At 40.9% G+C, this 16,575-nt stretch carries 16 protein-coding genes; 10 read left to right on the top strand and 6 right to left on the bottom strand.

Annotation, left to right across the window (positions count from 1 at the left end):
- The 10 genes from H6G79_RS36515 to H6G79_RS09350 all read left to right on the top strand — a co-directional run.
- A partial coding sequence (locus tag H6G79_RS36515) for a hypothetical protein (protein WP_206758058.1) occupies window positions 1-261 on the top strand: 261 nt, incomplete at its 5' end.
- A gap of 110 nt (window positions 262-371) precedes the next feature.
- Window positions 372-2,813 carry a phosphoenolpyruvate synthase gene (ppsA, locus tag H6G79_RS09310; RefSeq protein ID WP_190592922.1) on the top strand — a complete coding sequence of 814 codons (2,442 nt, stop codon included), beginning with the start codon at window positions 372-374 and terminating at the stop codon, window positions 2,811-2,813.
- A 356-nt stretch (window positions 2,814-3,169) separates the two neighbouring features.
- Window positions 3,170-3,652: a universal stress protein gene (locus H6G79_RS09315; protein WP_190592921.1), complete on the top strand. Its 483-nt coding sequence runs from the start codon at window positions 3,170-3,172 to the stop codon at window positions 3,650-3,652.
- An 81-nt stretch (window positions 3,653-3,733) separates the two neighbouring features.
- Window positions 3,734-4,159 carry a hypothetical protein gene (locus H6G79_RS09320; protein WP_190592920.1) on the top strand — a complete coding sequence of 142 codons (426 nt, stop codon included), beginning with the start codon at window positions 3,734-3,736 and terminating at the stop codon, window positions 4,157-4,159.
- A gap of 140 nt (window positions 4,160-4,299) precedes the next feature.
- On the top strand, window positions 4,300-5,013 hold the full coding sequence (locus tag H6G79_RS09325) for a carbonic anhydrase (RefSeq protein WP_190592919.1): 714 nt from the start codon (window positions 4,300-4,302) through the stop codon (window positions 5,011-5,013).
- A 427-nt stretch (window positions 5,014-5,440) separates the two neighbouring features.
- Entirely contained in the window at window positions 5,441-6,175 is a 735-nt protein-coding gene (locus H6G79_RS09330) for a carbonic anhydrase (RefSeq protein ID WP_190592918.1), read from the top strand.
- A 163-nt stretch (window positions 6,176-6,338) separates the two neighbouring features.
- The gene (locus H6G79_RS09335; protein WP_190592917.1) at window positions 6,339-6,698 is read left to right on the top strand and encodes a four helix bundle protein; all 360 of its coding nucleotides are present in this window, start codon (window positions 6,339-6,341) and stop codon (window positions 6,696-6,698) included.
- Entirely contained in the window at window positions 6,695-7,162 is a 468-nt protein-coding gene (locus H6G79_RS09340) for a Mov34/MPN/PAD-1 family protein (RefSeq protein ID WP_190592916.1), read from the top strand. Before H6G79_RS09335 ends, H6G79_RS09340 begins: the two co-directional genes overlap by 4 nt.
- Before the next feature lie 208 nt (window positions 7,163-7,370).
- Window positions 7,371-8,543 carry a molybdopterin-synthase adenylyltransferase MoeB gene (gene moeB / locus H6G79_RS09345; protein WP_190592915.1) on the top strand — a complete coding sequence of 391 codons (1,173 nt, stop codon included), beginning with the start codon at window positions 7,371-7,373 and terminating at the stop codon, window positions 8,541-8,543.
- Between the two features lie 69 nt (window positions 8,544-8,612).
- Window positions 8,613-9,803, top strand: a complete 1,191-nt coding sequence (locus H6G79_RS09350) for an MFS transporter (RefSeq protein ID WP_190592914.1) — start codon at window positions 8,613-8,615, stop codon at window positions 9,801-9,803.
- An 82-nt stretch (window positions 9,804-9,885) separates the two neighbouring features.
- Here the strand turns inward: H6G79_RS09350 and H6G79_RS09355 are convergent, their stop codons facing one another.
- The 6 genes from H6G79_RS09355 to H6G79_RS09380 all read right to left on the bottom strand — a co-directional run bounded on the left by H6G79_RS09355 (window position 9,886) and on the right by H6G79_RS09380 (window position 16,340).
- On the bottom strand, window positions 9,886-11,505 hold the full coding sequence (locus H6G79_RS09355) for a glycosyltransferase family 39 protein (RefSeq protein ID WP_190592913.1): 1,620 nt from the start codon (window positions 11,503-11,505) through the stop codon (window positions 9,886-9,888).
- Window positions 11,506-11,709: 204 nt separating this feature from the next.
- Entirely contained in the window at window positions 11,710-12,453 is a 744-nt protein-coding gene (locus H6G79_RS09360) for an ABC transporter ATP-binding protein (protein WP_190592912.1), read from the bottom strand.
- Between the two features lie 319 nt (window positions 12,454-12,772).
- On the bottom strand, window positions 12,773-13,513 hold the full coding sequence (locus H6G79_RS09365; protein WP_190592911.1) for a PEP-CTERM sorting domain-containing protein: 741 nt from the start codon (window positions 13,511-13,513) through the stop codon (window positions 12,773-12,775).
- Between the two features lie 324 nt (window positions 13,514-13,837).
- On the bottom strand, window positions 13,838-14,062 hold the full coding sequence (locus H6G79_RS09370; protein ID WP_190592910.1) for a ferredoxin family protein: 225 nt from the start codon (window positions 14,060-14,062) through the stop codon (window positions 13,838-13,840).
- A gap of 113 nt (window positions 14,063-14,175) precedes the next feature.
- Window positions 14,176-15,390, bottom strand: a complete 1,215-nt coding sequence (locus H6G79_RS09375) for an ATP phosphoribosyltransferase regulatory subunit (protein ID WP_190592909.1) — start codon at window positions 15,388-15,390, stop codon at window positions 14,176-14,178.
- On the bottom strand, window positions 15,390-16,340 hold the full coding sequence (locus tag H6G79_RS09380) for a J domain-containing protein (RefSeq protein ID WP_190592934.1): 951 nt from the start codon (window positions 16,338-16,340) through the stop codon (window positions 15,390-15,392). Before H6G79_RS09380 ends, H6G79_RS09375 begins: the two co-directional genes overlap by 1 nt.
- Window positions 16,341-16,575: the final 235 nt, after the last annotated feature.

Below are 16,575 nucleotides of genomic sequence, written 5' to 3' on the forward strand. Positions count from 1 at the left end.
CCTTGTCAAACCTGCGGTTTGAGGGAGTTTTGGGGTGTTTCGTTTTTAGCACTCGATTCATCTCGCCGCCAAATCAAAGATTATGGCGGGAGCCTTCTCTCGGAATTAGGTAACCAGAATTTACCGATGAGTTACTTTATCCTCACAACTTCCTCAAATTATCTTTCTATAAATAACAGTGTGAGAGCTAAGAGCCAATTATTGATCACGATTTTCGTCAGCAACACTGAGGGAAATAAAGCTCAAAATACCAGATTTTGAGTATTAATTGAATTTATCAGTTTTAAGATTGAATGTGTTGCGATGAAACTTGCTAATAAGCAGACAGTAAGAGGTTCTTAGATATCATTATCTGTTATGGAAACTCTATTATGCTAGACACATTGTTAGATTCAGCAACATCTCTCTCGGCAGATCAAGAACAAGCTTTAGTTTTACCTTTAAGAAATGTAGGAATTGCAGATATCCCGTTAGTTGGCGGTAAAAATGCTTCTTTAGGAGAAATGATTCAGCAATTGCGGCGTAAGGGAGTCAAAGTACCAACAGGCTTTGCGACAACTGCTTTTGCTTACCGTTACTTTATTTCTGCGGCTGGAATAGAAGCACAACTCAGAGAGATATTTGCCGATTTAAATGTGGAGAATGTACAGAATCTGCGGCAATGCGGTAAAAAAGCACGAATGTTGATGTTGCAAACTCCATTTCCGGCAGATTTACAGGATGCGATCGCTCAATTTTATCAAAATCTTTGCCAAGAATACGGTGCTGATACTGATGTTGCTGTGCGTTCTAGCGCCACCGCCGAAGATTTACCTGATGCTAGTTTTGCTGGTCAACAAGAAACTTATTTAAATGTCCACGGACTGCAAGCACTTCTAGAATCTTGCCATAAGTGTTTTGCCTCGATTTTTACTGACCGTGCGATTTCCTATCGCCAAATTAAAGGCTTTGATCATTTTAATATTGCCTTATCAGTGGGCGTACAAAAAATGGTGCGTTCTGATTTGGCGGTGTCTGGTGTAATGTTTTCTATTGATACCGAAACAGGTTTTAAAGATGCCGCTTTAATTACCGCCGCCTATGGTTTAGGTGAAAACGTTGTCCAAGGTGCAGTCAACCCCGATGAATATTTGGTGTTTAAACCAACTCTCAAACAAGGTTATCAACCAATTATTCAAAAGCGTCTAGGTACGAAAGAAATCAAAATGGTCTATGACCTAGAAGGCTTGAAATTAACTAAAAATATTTCCGTCCCCAGCGCCGAAAGAAATCAATACGCCCTCAATGATCAAGAAATTCTCCAATTAGCAAACTGGGCTTGCGTTATTGAAGAACATTATTCCCAAGTGCGGGGAACTTACACGCCGATGGATATTGAATGGGCGAAAGATGGTTTGACCAATGAATTATTTATTGTGCAAGCCCGTCCAGAAACCGTCCAATCGCAAAAAATTAAAAATGTTCTCAAACAATATCAACTCAAAGAAAAGGGAGAGGTACTGCTAACAGGTCGCAGCGTTGGTGAAATGATTGGCCAAGGTAAAGCCAGAGTTATTTTAGATGTTCGCCAAATTAACCAATTTCAACCAGGAGAAGTACTAGTTACTAACCGCACTGACCCTGATTGGGAACCAATTATGAAACGGGCGAGTGCCATTGTTACTAATTCTGGCGGTAGGACTTGTCACGCAGCGATTATCGCCAGAGAAATGGGAATCCCGGCGCTTGTTGGTAGCGGAAATGCCACAACTGTGTTAAAAACTGGGCAAGAAATTACTGTCAGTTGTGCTGAAGGTGAAACAGGAAAAGTTTATCAAGGTTTATTACCTTACGAAGTCCAAGAATTACCTTTAGAAAACTTGCCCCGCACACGTACCCAAATCATGATGAATTTGGCTAATCCTGAAGAAGCTTTGGGTTTAACTGCAATTCCTAATGATGGTGTGGGATTAGCCAGGATGGAATTTATTATTAACAACCACATTAAAGCCCATCCAATGGCCTTGATTCACTTTGATCAGTTAGAAGATGAATTGGCAAGATACAAAATTACTGAGTTAACTGCCCAATACGAAGATAAAACCAAATTCTTTGTTGATAAACTAGCCCAAGGTATTGGCACGATCGCAGCTGCTTTTTATCCGAAACCTGTGATTGTGCGGCTATCAGATTTCAAGAGTAACGAATACGCCAATCTCTTGGGTGGTAAGCAATTTGAACCCAAAGAAGAAAACCCGATGATTGGTTGGCGTGGTGCTTCGCGTTATTACGATCCTCGTTACCGTGAAGGTTTCGCCCTAGAATGTCAAGCGATGAAGCGGGTAAGGGATGAAATGGGTTTGACTAACGTCATTCTGATGATTCCTTTCTGTCGGACTCCCCAAGAAGGAAAGCGCGTTTTAGCAGAAATGGCACAACATGGTTTAGTGCGCGGGGAAAATGGACTGCAAGTTTATGTGATGTGTGAATTACCGAGTAACGTTCTATTAGCAGATAAATTTAGTGAAATCTTTGATGGTTTCTCCATTGGTTCCAACGATTTAACGCAATTGACCTTGGGACTTGATCGAGATTCGGAATTAGTCGCCCATTTATTTGATGAACGGGATGAAGCAGTGAAGAGAACTATTGTTAATGCGATCGCCACTGTTAAGCAATATGGTCGCAAAATTGGGATTTGTGGTCAAGCACCAAGCGACTATCCAGAATTTGCCCGCTTCTTAGTTGAACAGGGAATTGATTCTATCAGTCTCAACCCTGACTCGGTACTCAAGACATTGTTAGAAATTGCCAAGGCGGAAGAACAAGAATGAAGTCTGTAGCTGTCAGAATTTCATAATATTGTTCCTACTCTCCCCACTGCCTAATCTCACATGAAGTAGAGACTTTACATACAACGTCTCTACTTCTACAGTTCTGCCATTTTTATTTTTTTAAATCATCAGCATCAATCATATTTGATTTTTTCAACAACCTATACCTATACAATTTTTGCTTTTTTAACCTCATAACCCAATACGGTTCAGTTAAGAGAATAGTAGGTTGGGTGTAGCGATCGCGTAACCCAACAAAGTATGCGTGAATGTTGAGTTCCGTTCCTCCACTTAACCTACACCTATACTTTTTCAACTTAATAACCAAGAAATCAATGACAAACAATTTTAAATCTATGTTCAAGAAAATTTTAGTAGCTGTTCATAATACAGAAATTGGTCATCATGTTTTTGAACAAGCTTTATCATTAGCAAATTTAACTAATGCTGAGTTAATGATACTGCAAGTAATTTCTCCTTTAAATGATGAATTTCTCAATACTTCAATCACAGAAATACATAGTACTTATACATCATCCCAGAGCCAGAATATAGAATATTATTTAGGAGAATGGGGAAAATTGAAGCAACAAGGTATTGAGTTTTTAACATTATTAACCAATCAAGCGATCGCCAAAGGGATAGCCGCAGAATTTACCCAAGAATTAGGTGATCCTGGTCGCATGATTTGTGAAGTGGCTAAAAATTGCCATATTGATGTCATAGTTATTGGTCGTTGTGCTAAAAGTGGACTTGCGGAATTATTTCTGGGTAGCGTGAGTAATTACGTCTTGCATCATGCACCCTGTTCAGTTTTGACAGTTCTCAATTATTCGTGAATTGATATGAGATTTTAGCAGAAACTTATTGTGGTTGATTAGCGTCGTGTAGGCAGAGCATTTTAACCAATATCAAAAGTTATGAACCGAAAGCAGATAATTTTGATTGCTTGTGCTGTGAGTTTATTATCTGTTGGTGCGATCGCTACAAGACAGATCGAATCAAAATCTACTGATGAAGTATTAGTAACAAACTTGACGCAGCAAATTGCCCAACTGGAAGTAAAACAAGCACTTTTAGCATCTATATATACACAAGATGCACCACAATTTACTCAAGTGATTGCAGAAAAAGCAAATTTAGCACAACGTCTTGAACAATTACAGTCCCAGAGTTATCAAACTGAAGTTGTGGTTGCTACGACCAATGCCCTAGAGTCAAAACTAGGAGAATTAGAAGTAGAATATGCCAAAGACCGTTCAAAACTCAGTGAACATCATCCTGTACAACAAACCCGCCAATCACAGATGAATAACATCCGTCAGCGTCTGATAGCATTGCGTTAGTTTTGGCAATAGTGTAGCTGATTTGATGAATGCGATCGCTTCTGGGTTAAATAACGAGAAAACCGTCTCAGAAGGTACTCTTCCAATTGCCTAAAATTGATATCTTCCTGTTAACAGCGAAAGTGTTGTCAGGTAGATTAATGACAAGAATTAATGGATTTATTGGTCGCCGTAACTTTTTGAAATTTGCCGGGACAGGTAGTTTAGCGATCGCAGCGACAACTATTGGTGGTAGCTTAATAGGTAATATCCCAAAAACTGCGATCGCTGATGTTCATCCAGCTAATCCAAATCCAGTCAATCCTAGTCAGGCTCTCAAACTTTTGCTGGATGGGAATCAACGCTTTATCCAATACAAACGCCAATATCCCCATCAATCATTGGCACGTTTAAAATTAGTAGCCAAAGCACAGTACCCTTTTGCTGCTATTTTAGGTTGTGCTGACTCTAGAGTTCCCACAGAAATTATTTTCGACCAAGGACTAGGAGATTTATTTGTGGTGCGCGTTGCTGGTAACGTCGCTAGTGACATGACTATCGGTAGTTTGGAATATACTACAGCCGTCCTTGGTACACAATTGATTGTGGTGTTGGGTCATACAAAATGTGGTGCTGTCGCCGCAGCCATGAAAAACGACCCAATGCCCGGTATGATTAGCGACATAGCTGAAAGTATTAAACCAGCATTAACCAACTTGAATCCCACTGATGCGGTCATTGCCAATGTGCAGTATCAGTCAAAAAAATTACAACACAGTTCGCCAATATTAACTCAATTACTAAAAGCCAGCAAACTCCAAATAGTTGGTGCTTGCTACGATATCGATACTGGCAAGGTGAATATAATTACTTAAATTATCAGGTAGATATAGCAATTCTATTTGATTTGTGGACATTATACCGCTTCAGATCCCCGACTTTTTCCAGAAGTTGGGGATTTTGTCGTTCACCAATAATTCCAAGTGCGATCAATGCTGTTTATGTCTTCTATACACTAATTTGTGACTTAAGTCTTGTGGACATAGAAAAATTAACCATAGATTAAATCCATACTTCACCATATTATTCTGCTATGCAAATTATGTGTAGTAAAAATACACCACTCTGATATATTTCAGTAAATGATAAACATTAGAAACTTCTAAGTTAAATCAACAAAATTATCTTTACTTAAAAGACAAAATATGCTTTAGAGTGATCGCGTCTTTTGGTAGAACGATTTAACTTGGTTTGGAAAACAGAAACTTAGCAAAAATTTACTGTTGGGAGTGAGGTAGATTCATGAGCAGAATTAATGGATTTGTTGGGCGACGAAATTTTTTGAAATTAGCAGGTATAGGTAGTGTTGCTGTTGGTGCAAGTGCCGCTACTAGTGTAGCTTGGCAAGAAGAACAAGCTATTGCTCAACAACCCGCTAAACCGGATATAAAACCTCAACTAAAAGACCCTCAAGAGGCTTTAAAAAGGTTGATAGAAGGTAATCAAAGATTTGTAGAAGATAAACGCATGAATCCAAATCAATCAAAATTGCGTTTACAAGAAACTGCCCTTGGTCAATATCCATTTGCAGCTATATTAGGCTGTGCAGATTCTAGAGTGCCAGCAGAAATTGTATTTGATCAAGGATTAGGAGACTTATTTGTAGTTCGGTTAGCCGGGAATGTTGTCAGTCAAGAAGGTGTGGGAAGTCTAGAATTTGCCACGGCGGTATTAGGTGCGCCATTAATAGTTGTTTTAGGGCATACAAAATGTGGTGCAGTCTCAGCAGCAGTCAAAGGCGACCCCCTTCCTGGTAGAATTGGAATTTTTGTAGAAGAAATTAAACCTTCTGTAGAACTGGTGAGAGACAAGACAGGAAACTTAGAAGATAATTCTGTGATTTCTAATGTGAAATATCAAGTCAGAAGGTTAGAAGAAAGCTCAACAATTTTAAAACAACTGATCAAAGAAAACAAATTAAAAATTGCTGGCGGTAGTTATGATGTCGCAACAGGAAAAGTCAAATTTGTAGTTTGATTAAATCCCGTCTACAGCACTGTCTTCTCATGATTAATGAATTCTGAAACACAGACTTGAATTAATTTGCGTTGCTGAGTGGTTAGACTTGAGCTAAAAAAGAGTAGAAACTATGAGGGTGGGCGTTGCTCACCCTATTTATTTAGATGAGATTAATTAGAAAATGACAGACTTTCGAGAAATTCCCGTATGGGAAAAAGCCCATGAACTCACAGTTGCTATTTATGAAATTACCAGAACCTTTCCCGAAGCGGAATTATTGGGTTTAACACAGCAAATTCGGTTAGCCTGTGCCGCAATTCCGATTAAAATAGCCCAAGGATGCGATCGCGATGATAAAACCGAACAAATCAACTTGCTGGTGTTGGCGAAGGATGCAGCGATTGAAGTGGAGTATTATCTGCTGCTTTGTTATGAGTTAGATATGCTCACCCCATCTGATTACGATCGCCTGATTAGCAGTGTAGTGGAAGTCAAGCAACTTTTAATATCCTTTATTGACAAGCAGAGTCGGAACTTTTGAATACAGCAGTTATTAAACTTCTACCACAACACATCCAAATGATCCGCAGCCACGCCGAAAGCACCTACCCCAACGAATGCTGCGGAATTATCCTGGGTTATCTAGAAAATCAGATTAAAACTGTCGTCGAAATTATCCCCACAGAAAACGCCTGGAGTGCTGAGTCAGCGAATTTCGCCCCTCACACAGAACGCAACGAAACCAGCAGATATGCGATCGCACCCCAAGATATGTTACAAATACAAAAATCAGCGCGGGATAAATCATTAAACATAATTGGCATTTATCACTCCCACCCTGATAACCCCGCAATTCCTTCCGAATGCGATCGCCAGTATGCTTGGCCTGCATACTCGTATATAATAGTTTCCGTTCAAAATGGCCAAGCTGGCGAACTCCTTAGTTGGAGTTTAGATGACCAGCATCAGTTTCAACGAGAGACAATCGATACCATAAAACAGTAGCCAGAATAAAGAATTCAGAATACTTCATTCCTGCATAGGTGAAGTCACAGACTCAATTCAACCAATTTTTTCACCAGTTGGACAAAATTCATTCTGAATTCTGACTCCTGAGTTCTGAATTCTTCTTGATAAATTCAGCTACTTAAGTTAAATAAACACATCATTTTTCGATAGGATTAATGATCCGTTCGTCCACAGCACAACTGCTATGTTAAATCCCAACCTGGATGAAATCCAGCTAACTAAAGACGACTACGAACGATACTCTCGCCACTTGATTTTGCCAGAAGTCGGTGTCGAAGGTCAAAAACGCTTAAAAGCCGCCAGTGTATTATGTATCGGTACAGGTGGTTTAGGTTCTCCACTGCTGTTATATTTAGCCGCAGCTGGTATCGGCCGTATTGGTATTGTGGATTTTGATGTTGTTGATACTTCTAACCTACAACGTCAAGTAATTCACGGTACTTCTTGGGTAGGTAAACCCAAAATTGAATCAGCTAAAAACCGCATTCACGAAATTAACCCTTATTGTCAGGTTGATTTATACGAAACTCGGCTGAGTTCCGAAAACGCCCTCGATATTGTTCGTCCTTACGATATCGTGGTGGATGGCACTGATAACTTCCCCACGAGATATCTAGTCAATGATGCTTGTGTATTGCTGAACAAGCCCAATGTTTACGGTTCGATTTTCCGGTTTGAAGGTCAAGCAACGGTATTTAACTACGAAGGTGGGCCGAACTACCGCGACTTGTATCCCGAACCACCACCACCAGGGATGGTTCCTTCCTGTGCAGAAGGCGGCGTTTTGGGCATTTTACCCGGAATGATTGGTGTCATTCAAGCCACGGAAACTGTCAAAATTATTCTCGGTAATAGTAATACTTTAAGCGGTAGATTATTGCTATACAACGCTCTGGATATGAAATTCCGGGAGTTGAAACTGCGTCCTAACCCCATCCGCCCAGTGATTGAAAAGCTGATAGACTACGAGCAGTTCTGCGGTATTACCCAAGCCAAGGCGGAAGAAGCCAAACAACAGCAAGAAATTGCCGAAATGACTGTGACAGAATTAAAAGCATTGCTAGATAGTGGTGCTAAAGATTTTGTCTTGTTGGATGTGCGTAACCCTCACGAATATGACATTGCGAAAATTCCTGGTTCGGTATTAGTACCACTACCAGATATTGAAAGCGGTCATGGTGTAGCTAAGGTAAAAGAAATCCTCAACGGACACCGCTTGATTGCTCATTGTAAGATGGGCGGTCGTTCTGCCAAAGCCCTCAGCATCCTCAAAGACGCGGGAATTGTTGGTACAAATGTCAAAGGCGGGATCAACGCATGGAGTCGAGAAGTTGATTCTTCGGTTCCTGAATATTAAGAATCATCTGTCAATTAAACAGAAAAAATCCGGGGGGAGGTAATATAAATTACTTCCCCTTTCTCTGTTATGAGTATTGTGCGATCGCCTGCCCAGGTTTTATGGTTGCAAGTATTAGCGTTAGCAGCCGTACAAGGGTCAATTAGCCTAGCTTGGTTAATTTACAATTCATATTTGCCCCAACTACTGACGCAGTTTGGTTTTTCTGCATCTTTGGCGGCTGGTTTGCTAGTTGTTGAAAATGCTTTGAGTGCAGTCTTAGAACCTGTGATGGGTGGACTTTCCGATAAATCTCAGCGTTGGGTAGGAAGTCGTTTTCCCTTCATCTCTGTGGGTGTGATTCTTTCATCAACCCTGTTCATTGCAATACCATGTATGGTAACTTTTGTCCAGCCAACGGCAATTATGCGATCGCTTTTACCGCTAACTCTGGTAGCCTGGGCATTAGCTATGACTATATTTCGCAGTCCGGCTATGGCTTTATTGTGGAAATATGCCACACCACCCCAGTTACCATCAGCCGTGAGCATTGTGACTGTGGTTGGGGGTACAATTGGGGCGTTTCGACCCATAGCAAGTCAATATATTCTGAGTTTTGGGGCAGTTTTCGCCTTTACAATTGCTTCTTTTGTGATGTTGGCAGTGGCTTGGCTATTACGTTGGTTGAACCCTCCCGACACACCAAATCTTCAGCAGGAAACCACAACTGTCAAATTACCTTATCTCACATTGAGTTTAATTTTTGCCACTGGTATTGGTGTCGCCTGGGGTACAAGGCTATTAATGAACACCTTAACGCAATTGCTCAAGTTACAATTTTCTGGGCAAAATATTGACATGCTACTAGTTTACATTGGGCTGGCGATCGCCATCTCTGCCCTACCAGCCGGAGTTTTTGCAGTCAAACTCGGTAATAGTCAGGCAATGCTAGTGGGTGTAGTTACCACAATTATTTCCATATTAGCGATCGCTTTTACAGGTGCTATCTTACCGCTAATTATTTTGTTAGTACCAAGTTTTAGTACCATTATCAATGGTGTAATTCCTTTAGCTTTGGAATTAATGCCTGCCAATTTGGGAGGCTTGGGTATAGGGACTTACTTTGGTGGGTTTGCTTTAGCCATGAGTTTATTTGGCTGGTTATTTCCCCAAGCTGCAAAAATCACACCGATAAATAGCGGTTTGTTTTGTGCTTTGGCTTTCTTGTTAGTAGGTATTTGCGTCACAACTGCTAATCAATGGTTTAAGAAAGAAGTGTAGAAGTATAGGTATCTCAAAGCTCTTACACCCGTAAACCCTTGCACCCAGTCTCAACAGACGACCTTGGCGTTTAAATCCTGAGTCAAATCCCATAACTACGATGATATGGTTTTAGCAACGTCTTGGCTTGATAAACATAAACAACATTCACCACCTCTCCACCCCGACGCAATACTATTTGTTCAATTTCTTCCACGCTGCGAAAATGATGGCGATAACTAGCCATTAAATCTTGTCTCAAATTAAACGGTGCAGTGGTAATATATAGCGCGTCTTTACCTACCCATTGTTCCGCCGTAGACCAAAAAGCAAAGCCACGGTTATCATTGCCAATATCAAAACAAGTAATCGGAATTTCTGCTAAAGGTTGCAACGCCATCGCAATCGGGCCTGCTACATAATAGCGATTAGTAAATATAAAACTAGAATTTTGCAGCGCATTTTTCAAAATTGTTGATTCACGAAATTTATCTCGTAGTTGTTGAACATCAATTAATTCTGTAGAAGGGTCATACTTAACAGGTAAAAATCCACCCAATAAAGCATACTGGCTAGGTTTTTGGAATATGCCGATGGTTAATTGCAGTAATAAAATCAGCATAATACTAGCAATTATCATTCCTGAACCTAATAGCCAGCGTCGCACCCAGCGTGATGATTTCTGCTCCCAAATTACAACTTGTTGTCCTAATAATAAAGTAATTCCCCAAAATCCCGGCATTGCCCAAGCGGGTAAAATTTGCCGATATCCTCCAATCAAAGTGAAGCCTAATATTAAAGGTAGAGATAGCCAGAAAATTAAGAGTTTAGCGGGATAAAAATCATCTTGATAAGTTAATGATTTTTGCGCCAAAATTTGCTGAATTTTTCTAATAATTGGCTGTAAACTAATATGCCATAAAGGGAACCCTATGGTGGGAAATAAATAAGCTACTTGAGCTAAGGCAACTAATAATACATTTAGTAAATTGTAGCCACTTTGAGGTACGGCTCTTGCTGATTGAAAACTAAAAGATACCCAATTATGCTGCATATTCCAGAACACAATCGGGGAGATGGTGATCATAAATAATCCTAAACTGAACCATGCCCAAGGCGATCGCACTACAACCCGATGCGGTGGACTAGTCGCACAAAAACCAACTAACCCTAGTCCTAAAATAAACCCATGATATTTACTATTACAAGCTAACCCGACCAAAATTCCCAAAATGGCTAAACGGTAACTGGGAACATACAAAGACCTGCGGAGAAACTCAGCCACCGCACAATATAAACTAGCCGACCAAAACAAGATTAAGGGACTGTCTGGTAAACTTAATACACCAAAACCCACTTGAAAAATGGGGCTGATGGTAGCAATGGCCAAAGTAAACACAGCCGCCTTGACAGAAAATATTCTTTGACTCGTTAAATATAAAAATATCAAACTACCTGTATAGCAAAGTATCGCGCCTAAACGAATGGTAAATTGTGAAACTTCTCCCGTTAACCAAGTTCCAAAACCAGTCGTCAGGGCAACTATCGCCGGATGATCAAAATAGCTCCAGTCGAGATGTAAACTGTAAATATAGTAGTACGCTTCATCAAAGGTAGGGTAAAGCCAAAAAGCAATTATGGCTCTAAATAATAATCCTCCGACCAACAAAAAAAGCACTGATTGATGAGCTTTTTTTGTCAACCATTTTTGAGATATTTGCATTTATTTAGGATTTGATTTTTACTATGCACCCCAAATCATAAACTCCCGCTTGCTCAAATAAATGCAATATCCGCAAAATCTCTCAAAAAAATTCCCAATCCTGAATTATTTTAGAACTGATGCAGTAAGAGGAAAAATAAACCTTACACCCTCACACCCATACACCCATTCTTAACAGCCCATTGTACGTAAGTCCTATCATTGTTAATGACCTTTTCCCGCACCCAAATACAATTCACCCACTTTCGGGTCTGTTAATAATTCTTGACCAGGGCCAGAAATCGCATCCCGTCCAGACTCCAGTACATAACCACGATGTGCCATTTCTAGGGCTTTACGCGCATTTTGTTCTACCAGTACGATCGCAGTACCACTTTGATTAATTTGTTTAATCTGCTCAAATACTTGGGTAACGAGAATTGGGGACAAAGCCGCCGAAGGTTCATCCAGTAGTAATAAACTGGGTTCTAACATTAACGCTTTACCCATTGCCAGCATTTGCCGTTCTCCTCCAGAGAGTGTACCAGCCCGTTGCTTGCGGCGATCGCTCAATTTGGGAAACATCGCAAATATTTTATCTTTTACAGGCTTCAGTGGCGCATTACTCACAAACGCCCCCATTTCTAAATTCTCTTCCACACTCAAAGAAGGAAAAACATTGGCAATTTGGGGTACATAGCACAAGCCTTTTTTGACAATTTGATTTGACTTTAGTCCAGCAATATTCTCGCCCTTAAAGGTAATTGTGCCTGTATGGGGTGTTAACAACCCAAAAATAGTTTTTGCCAAGGTTGACTTTCCCGCACCATTGGGGCCAATTACCGTCACCAATTCTCCAACTTCTACCCGAAAATTCACACCTTGCAAAATATCCACATCTTTGATGTAACCAGCATGGACATTTGTAACTTCGAGTATTGGGGCAGAGTAATCAACTGAACCTGACATACAATCCTTGAATTAGTTTAATCTTATGATGCTACGCGATCGCATAAATTTTAACTTGAGTTCGTTGAATAACGTTTTGACCTCTACCCCAAATTCTCTCCTTGTCGGCTAAGGTGTAAACACAAGTCGAAAATTTTTATTTTCCAGCCATCCCCGCCTAGAACTAAAGTTCCAGGCTCATAGCCAAAGTCTACTGAAGTAGACTGAAATGAATTTCTATTTGAGTCCTCTTTAGAGAACTTGCACTATGAGACTCGGAATAAATTCCGAGTCGGAACTATAACCTCTCACCTATAACCTGTCACCTATCACCTATCCTCTATCCATTTTTGCGTCGGTAACGTACTGCCAAATATATCCCCGCCAATGATAGTACAGCTAGACTACTCGGTTCAGGAACGGGAGGTGCTGGTTGTGAGACAATGATTTCCCCAGTTGCTAACTCACCATTGTCGCCGACTTCGCCGAGGTAAATATATAGCGGACTATTTGTAGTAATCGGACTTTTGAGTTTAAATGCAACTTGGCCATTATTCCCTAAGCTGAAAAATCCAAAAATTTTTGTAGGGTCAGTAGTGGAGTTAGCATCAAAATTTCCCAGGGTAGCCACTGCATTATTGACATTACCACCTGTAGTCCCAAACAATGCTGATGATGCAGGCGGACGCTGGCTTCCGGGGGTGAGGACAGTTCCTGTCGGACTAAAATCAAACAAGTCTAATGCTGAGATGGTATTCACATCTGCTGCATTGTCAACAGCAGTGTAGCTCAGTTTAATGGCATCTAAATCAAACCCAGTGACATTCCCAGGAGAACCAGCATTACTATCACTGATATCTTTAATTACGATAGAAGCAATCTTACCAAAGCTAATGGCCGGAATTTCCGCCCGTAGAACTGCGGTGTTTGCCGGAGAACCACCTGTAACCCCTGTTAGCTTCGTAAAGCCAAGCGCGATCGTTGCGGCTGTTGCACTTTGACTTGAAATCAAGCTAATAGCTAAGGTAGCTATACTAGACGTTAAAAACTTAACACTAGGAAGACTACTTAGTTGTTTCATGAATTTCAATATCTTTCTTTCAGATAAATACAAATATTTACTGATGTGTCAGATTTAGCTAATGATGCTAACTGAGGTAATCAACTAGGTATTTTATCAGATGTGATGAAGAAGATATCAAAACTATATAAACTTTTTATACGTAAGATTAAAAATTAAAAGTCTGCTGAACAGTCTCGATGAAATTGATTTAGGGTGTGAGGGTGATGGAACTCTGATTAAATCGTGATTTGAAAGTCGCTACTCATCACTCTGTTAAAAGCCTACACTTGTGAGCAGGGTGCAAGGGGGAGATTTTTTCCCTCTGCTCCCTGCCTGATTTTATCAAGGTGTTTTCTGCAAATCAGGTCGTTCTTCTTGAACGATCGCACCTTTTACTGGGCAGACTTGGAAACATATTCCACAATCAATACAGGTAGAAAAATCAATCCAGTACCAACCGGTTCCTTTCACATTTTTGCCTGGCCCTTCATGGATGCAGGCTACAGGACAAGCTTCTACGCAGTCAGCAACACCTTCACAAACGTCAGTCACAATTGAATGTGGCATTTGATAGATTCCCTCTCTTTAGTGATCAAGTCAATGGTTATTGGTTATTGGTTATTGGTCATTGGTCATTGGCTATTTTTATTTACAAATGACAAAGGACAAATGACAAATGATTATTGACTAATACTTTCTATTGTGGGTGAGCCATCGGCTTTAATCCAAGCGATTTGAGCAATTTGGAGATCGCTGGCATACTGACGAATAGCTTGTGCATCTTTTCCCCCCAATTCCATTTCGACTATGACTAGGTGAGTAGAATCACGGAGTTTTTGAGCATAAGCAAAAGCCGCGGCTTCCGCACTTTCGGTTTCTGGTACTACTAACCAGTTACTAGCGGGGATATCTTGGGGTAATTGCTGGCTCGATAACAGAACTTGGTGTAAATCCTCAATATTGAGAACAAACCCAATTCCGGGGATGTTTTCGCCTTGGGGATGATACAGTCCTAAAAGTTGGTCATAGCGACCACCCCGCCCTAAAACTGTGGCTGGATAATCGCTGTTGTGGACAATTTCAAAGACAATACCTGTGTAATAGTCAATGGTTTGGATCAAACTCAGATCCAAGATGATGGGAAACTTTCTTTCTGATTCCAGTAACCCTACCAGCGATTTCAGATGATTGACAGCAGCTTGCTGTTCTGCATCCAAACCCAGGCTACTGACTTTTTGTAATACATCTTGACTTTTACCGCGCAGGTCGAGCATGATTCTGGCGCGATCGCGTAAATCCTCGCTCAAGGGCAAAGTATCGATAGTCACGCGGTCAAGGTGAGCGATCGCCTGACGTACTTTTGCTTGTACATTAGCCGGAAAAGCCTGTAAAAGCGAGCGAGTAATTCCCGCTTCGCCTAAAACTATTTGCCAATCTCGCAAACCAAGCGCGTCTAAACAATCACCTACTAATAGCAATACTTCAGCATTAGCTCGTAATCCACCAACGCCTAAAAGTTCCACACCAGCTTGATAAAACTCTTGCTGACGATTGTGGCGGTTTTCCCAAATGCGCCGGAAGACATTGGCATGATAATAAAGTCGTTGCGGATAAGTGACACCTTCCATGCGCGACACTACAGCACGCGCAATCGAAGCTGTCAATTCTGGACGCAACCCTAGTTCTTCATCTTCAGAATTTTGCAGTTGAATCACCATCTGGCGTTGAATTGCTTCCCCCGCCATCAAGGTGTCCATCCGTTCCAGCGTTGAGGTAATAATCTTGTGATATCCCCAACGATGGAACACTTGTTGTAACCTATCTTCAATCCAGCGTTTTTGAGCTACATCTAAAGGTAATAAATCCCTTGCTCCCGCTGCTGGTTGATACACCATTATTTTTTATTCCCACCAAACAAACCGCCAAATAAACCTCCACCGCCTGATTTATCTGGTTGTGTCCCAGTTTTGGCAGATGGAGTTGCTTTAGAACCACCGGATTGTTGACCCAAAGCTTTATCTATTTTAGGTTTCCATGCGCTCGCTGTTTGGTCATTCGGGTCTAATTTTAAAGCATTGTCAAAATGAATCTTGGCCATTTTGAGTTGATTTTGCTTTAAATAGACCAAGCCAATCATGCTATGACAACGGCTACTCTTGGGAGACAGTTTCAGCGCGTCTTGCAATTCGACCTTGGCTTGAGCAAATTGGTTTTTATCAATTAAAGTTTGCGCCCGCCGAATATATTGTTCGACGGCTGCGTCTTCTTTGGGTGGCGCTGGTGGTGGGGGTGCAGCAGCTGTATTTGAGGCTGTGTTAGCTGTTGGTGCGGGAGATTTTTGTGCAGACGCTTGGTTAGAGAACGCTTTACCAGCACTCCGCATTAAATAAACCAAGTTCAACTCGCTAATTTGAGCAACGATAGGGATGACTTGCTGTAAGGAAGTAAATTGAGTTTCAGCAATTTTAGCGATCGCAGTTTTATAGGCATGATCAATATTGGGTGTAGCTGCCAATTGTCTGCCTAAATCAGTGGTAAGTTCTATCGAGCTTGACTCTTGCACCAAACGCTTACCCATTTGGGACAAAATTACCATATATTCTGTGCGGGTGCGATCGTTAGATAGTGCTTCATAAGCTGGGTTCACCAACTTAGATAATAATTCACTAGCCAACTTCTTTTCCCCAGGCGTAGCAGAAGCATTACTATCTGGATGCAACCGCCGCGCAATTTGCAAATAACGCTTCCGAATGTCTTTCACGTCCGCATCCACAGTAACGCATAAGACTGCGTGATGATCTATAAAGTCATATTTAAACAATCCACGATCTATTTTTAGCGACATAGGTTGGTTTTGTACCAAAGGACTCATAAGATTCCTTCTAGTTTACTTCGCTCACTCAGTGGATTGTCAGTAGCAATTTTTCATTTATTCCTTAGCCAAGAGTCAATATTTTCTATGATCCTCACACTGAGGCTAGAAAGGTCTTTTTAGAAACCCGCAATTCCATCTACGGACTACACCCAGAGCTTAAACACTAGTTATAGCAATATTTTTCTTCTAAAAAGCCAAAAACAGC

It is taken from the genome of Anabaena sp. FACHB-83, assembly GCF_014697485.1.
Classification (GTDB): domain Bacteria; phylum Cyanobacteriota; class Cyanobacteriia; order Cyanobacteriales; family Nostocaceae; genus Nostoc_B.

Coding starts and splice junctions, on each gene's coding strand:
- ppsA (WP_190592922.1), top strand. CDS start 372: ATGCTAGACACATTGTTAGATTCAGCAACATCTCTCTCGGCAGATCAA.
- H6G79_RS09315 (WP_190592921.1), top strand. CDS start 3,170: ATGTTCAAGAAAATTTTAGTAGCTGTTCATAATACAGAAATTGGTCAT.
- H6G79_RS09320 (WP_190592920.1), top strand. CDS start 3,734: ATGAACCGAAAGCAGATAATTTTGATTGCTTGTGCTGTGAGTTTATTA.
- H6G79_RS09325 (WP_190592919.1), top strand. CDS start 4,300: ATGACAAGAATTAATGGATTTATTGGTCGCCGTAACTTTTTGAAATTT.
- H6G79_RS09330 (WP_190592918.1), top strand. CDS start 5,441: ATGAGCAGAATTAATGGATTTGTTGGGCGACGAAATTTTTTGAAATTA.
- H6G79_RS09335 (WP_190592917.1), top strand. CDS start 6,339: ATGACAGACTTTCGAGAAATTCCCGTATGGGAAAAAGCCCATGAACTC.
- moeB (WP_190592915.1), top strand. CDS start 7,371: ATGTTAAATCCCAACCTGGATGAAATCCAGCTAACTAAAGACGACTAC.
- H6G79_RS09350 (WP_190592914.1), top strand. CDS start 8,613: ATGAGTATTGTGCGATCGCCTGCCCAGGTTTTATGGTTGCAAGTATTA.
- H6G79_RS09355 (WP_190592913.1), bottom strand. CDS start 11,505: ATGCAAATATCTCAAAAATGGTTGACAAAAAAAGCTCATCAATCAGTG.
- H6G79_RS09360 (WP_190592912.1), bottom strand. CDS start 12,453: ATGTCAGGTTCAGTTGATTACTCTGCCCCAATACTCGAAGTTACAAAT.
- H6G79_RS09365 (WP_190592911.1), bottom strand. CDS start 13,513: ATGAAACAACTAAGTAGTCTTCCTAGTGTTAAGTTTTTAACGTCTAGT.
- H6G79_RS09370 (WP_190592910.1), bottom strand. CDS start 14,062: ATGCCACATTCAATTGTGACTGACGTTTGTGAAGGTGTTGCTGACTGC.
- H6G79_RS09375 (WP_190592909.1), bottom strand. CDS start 15,390: ATGGTGTATCAACCAGCAGCGGGAGCAAGGGATTTATTACCTTTAGAT.
- H6G79_RS09380 (WP_190592934.1), bottom strand. CDS start 16,340: ATGTCGCTAAAAATAGATCGTGGATTGTTTAAATATGACTTTATAGAT.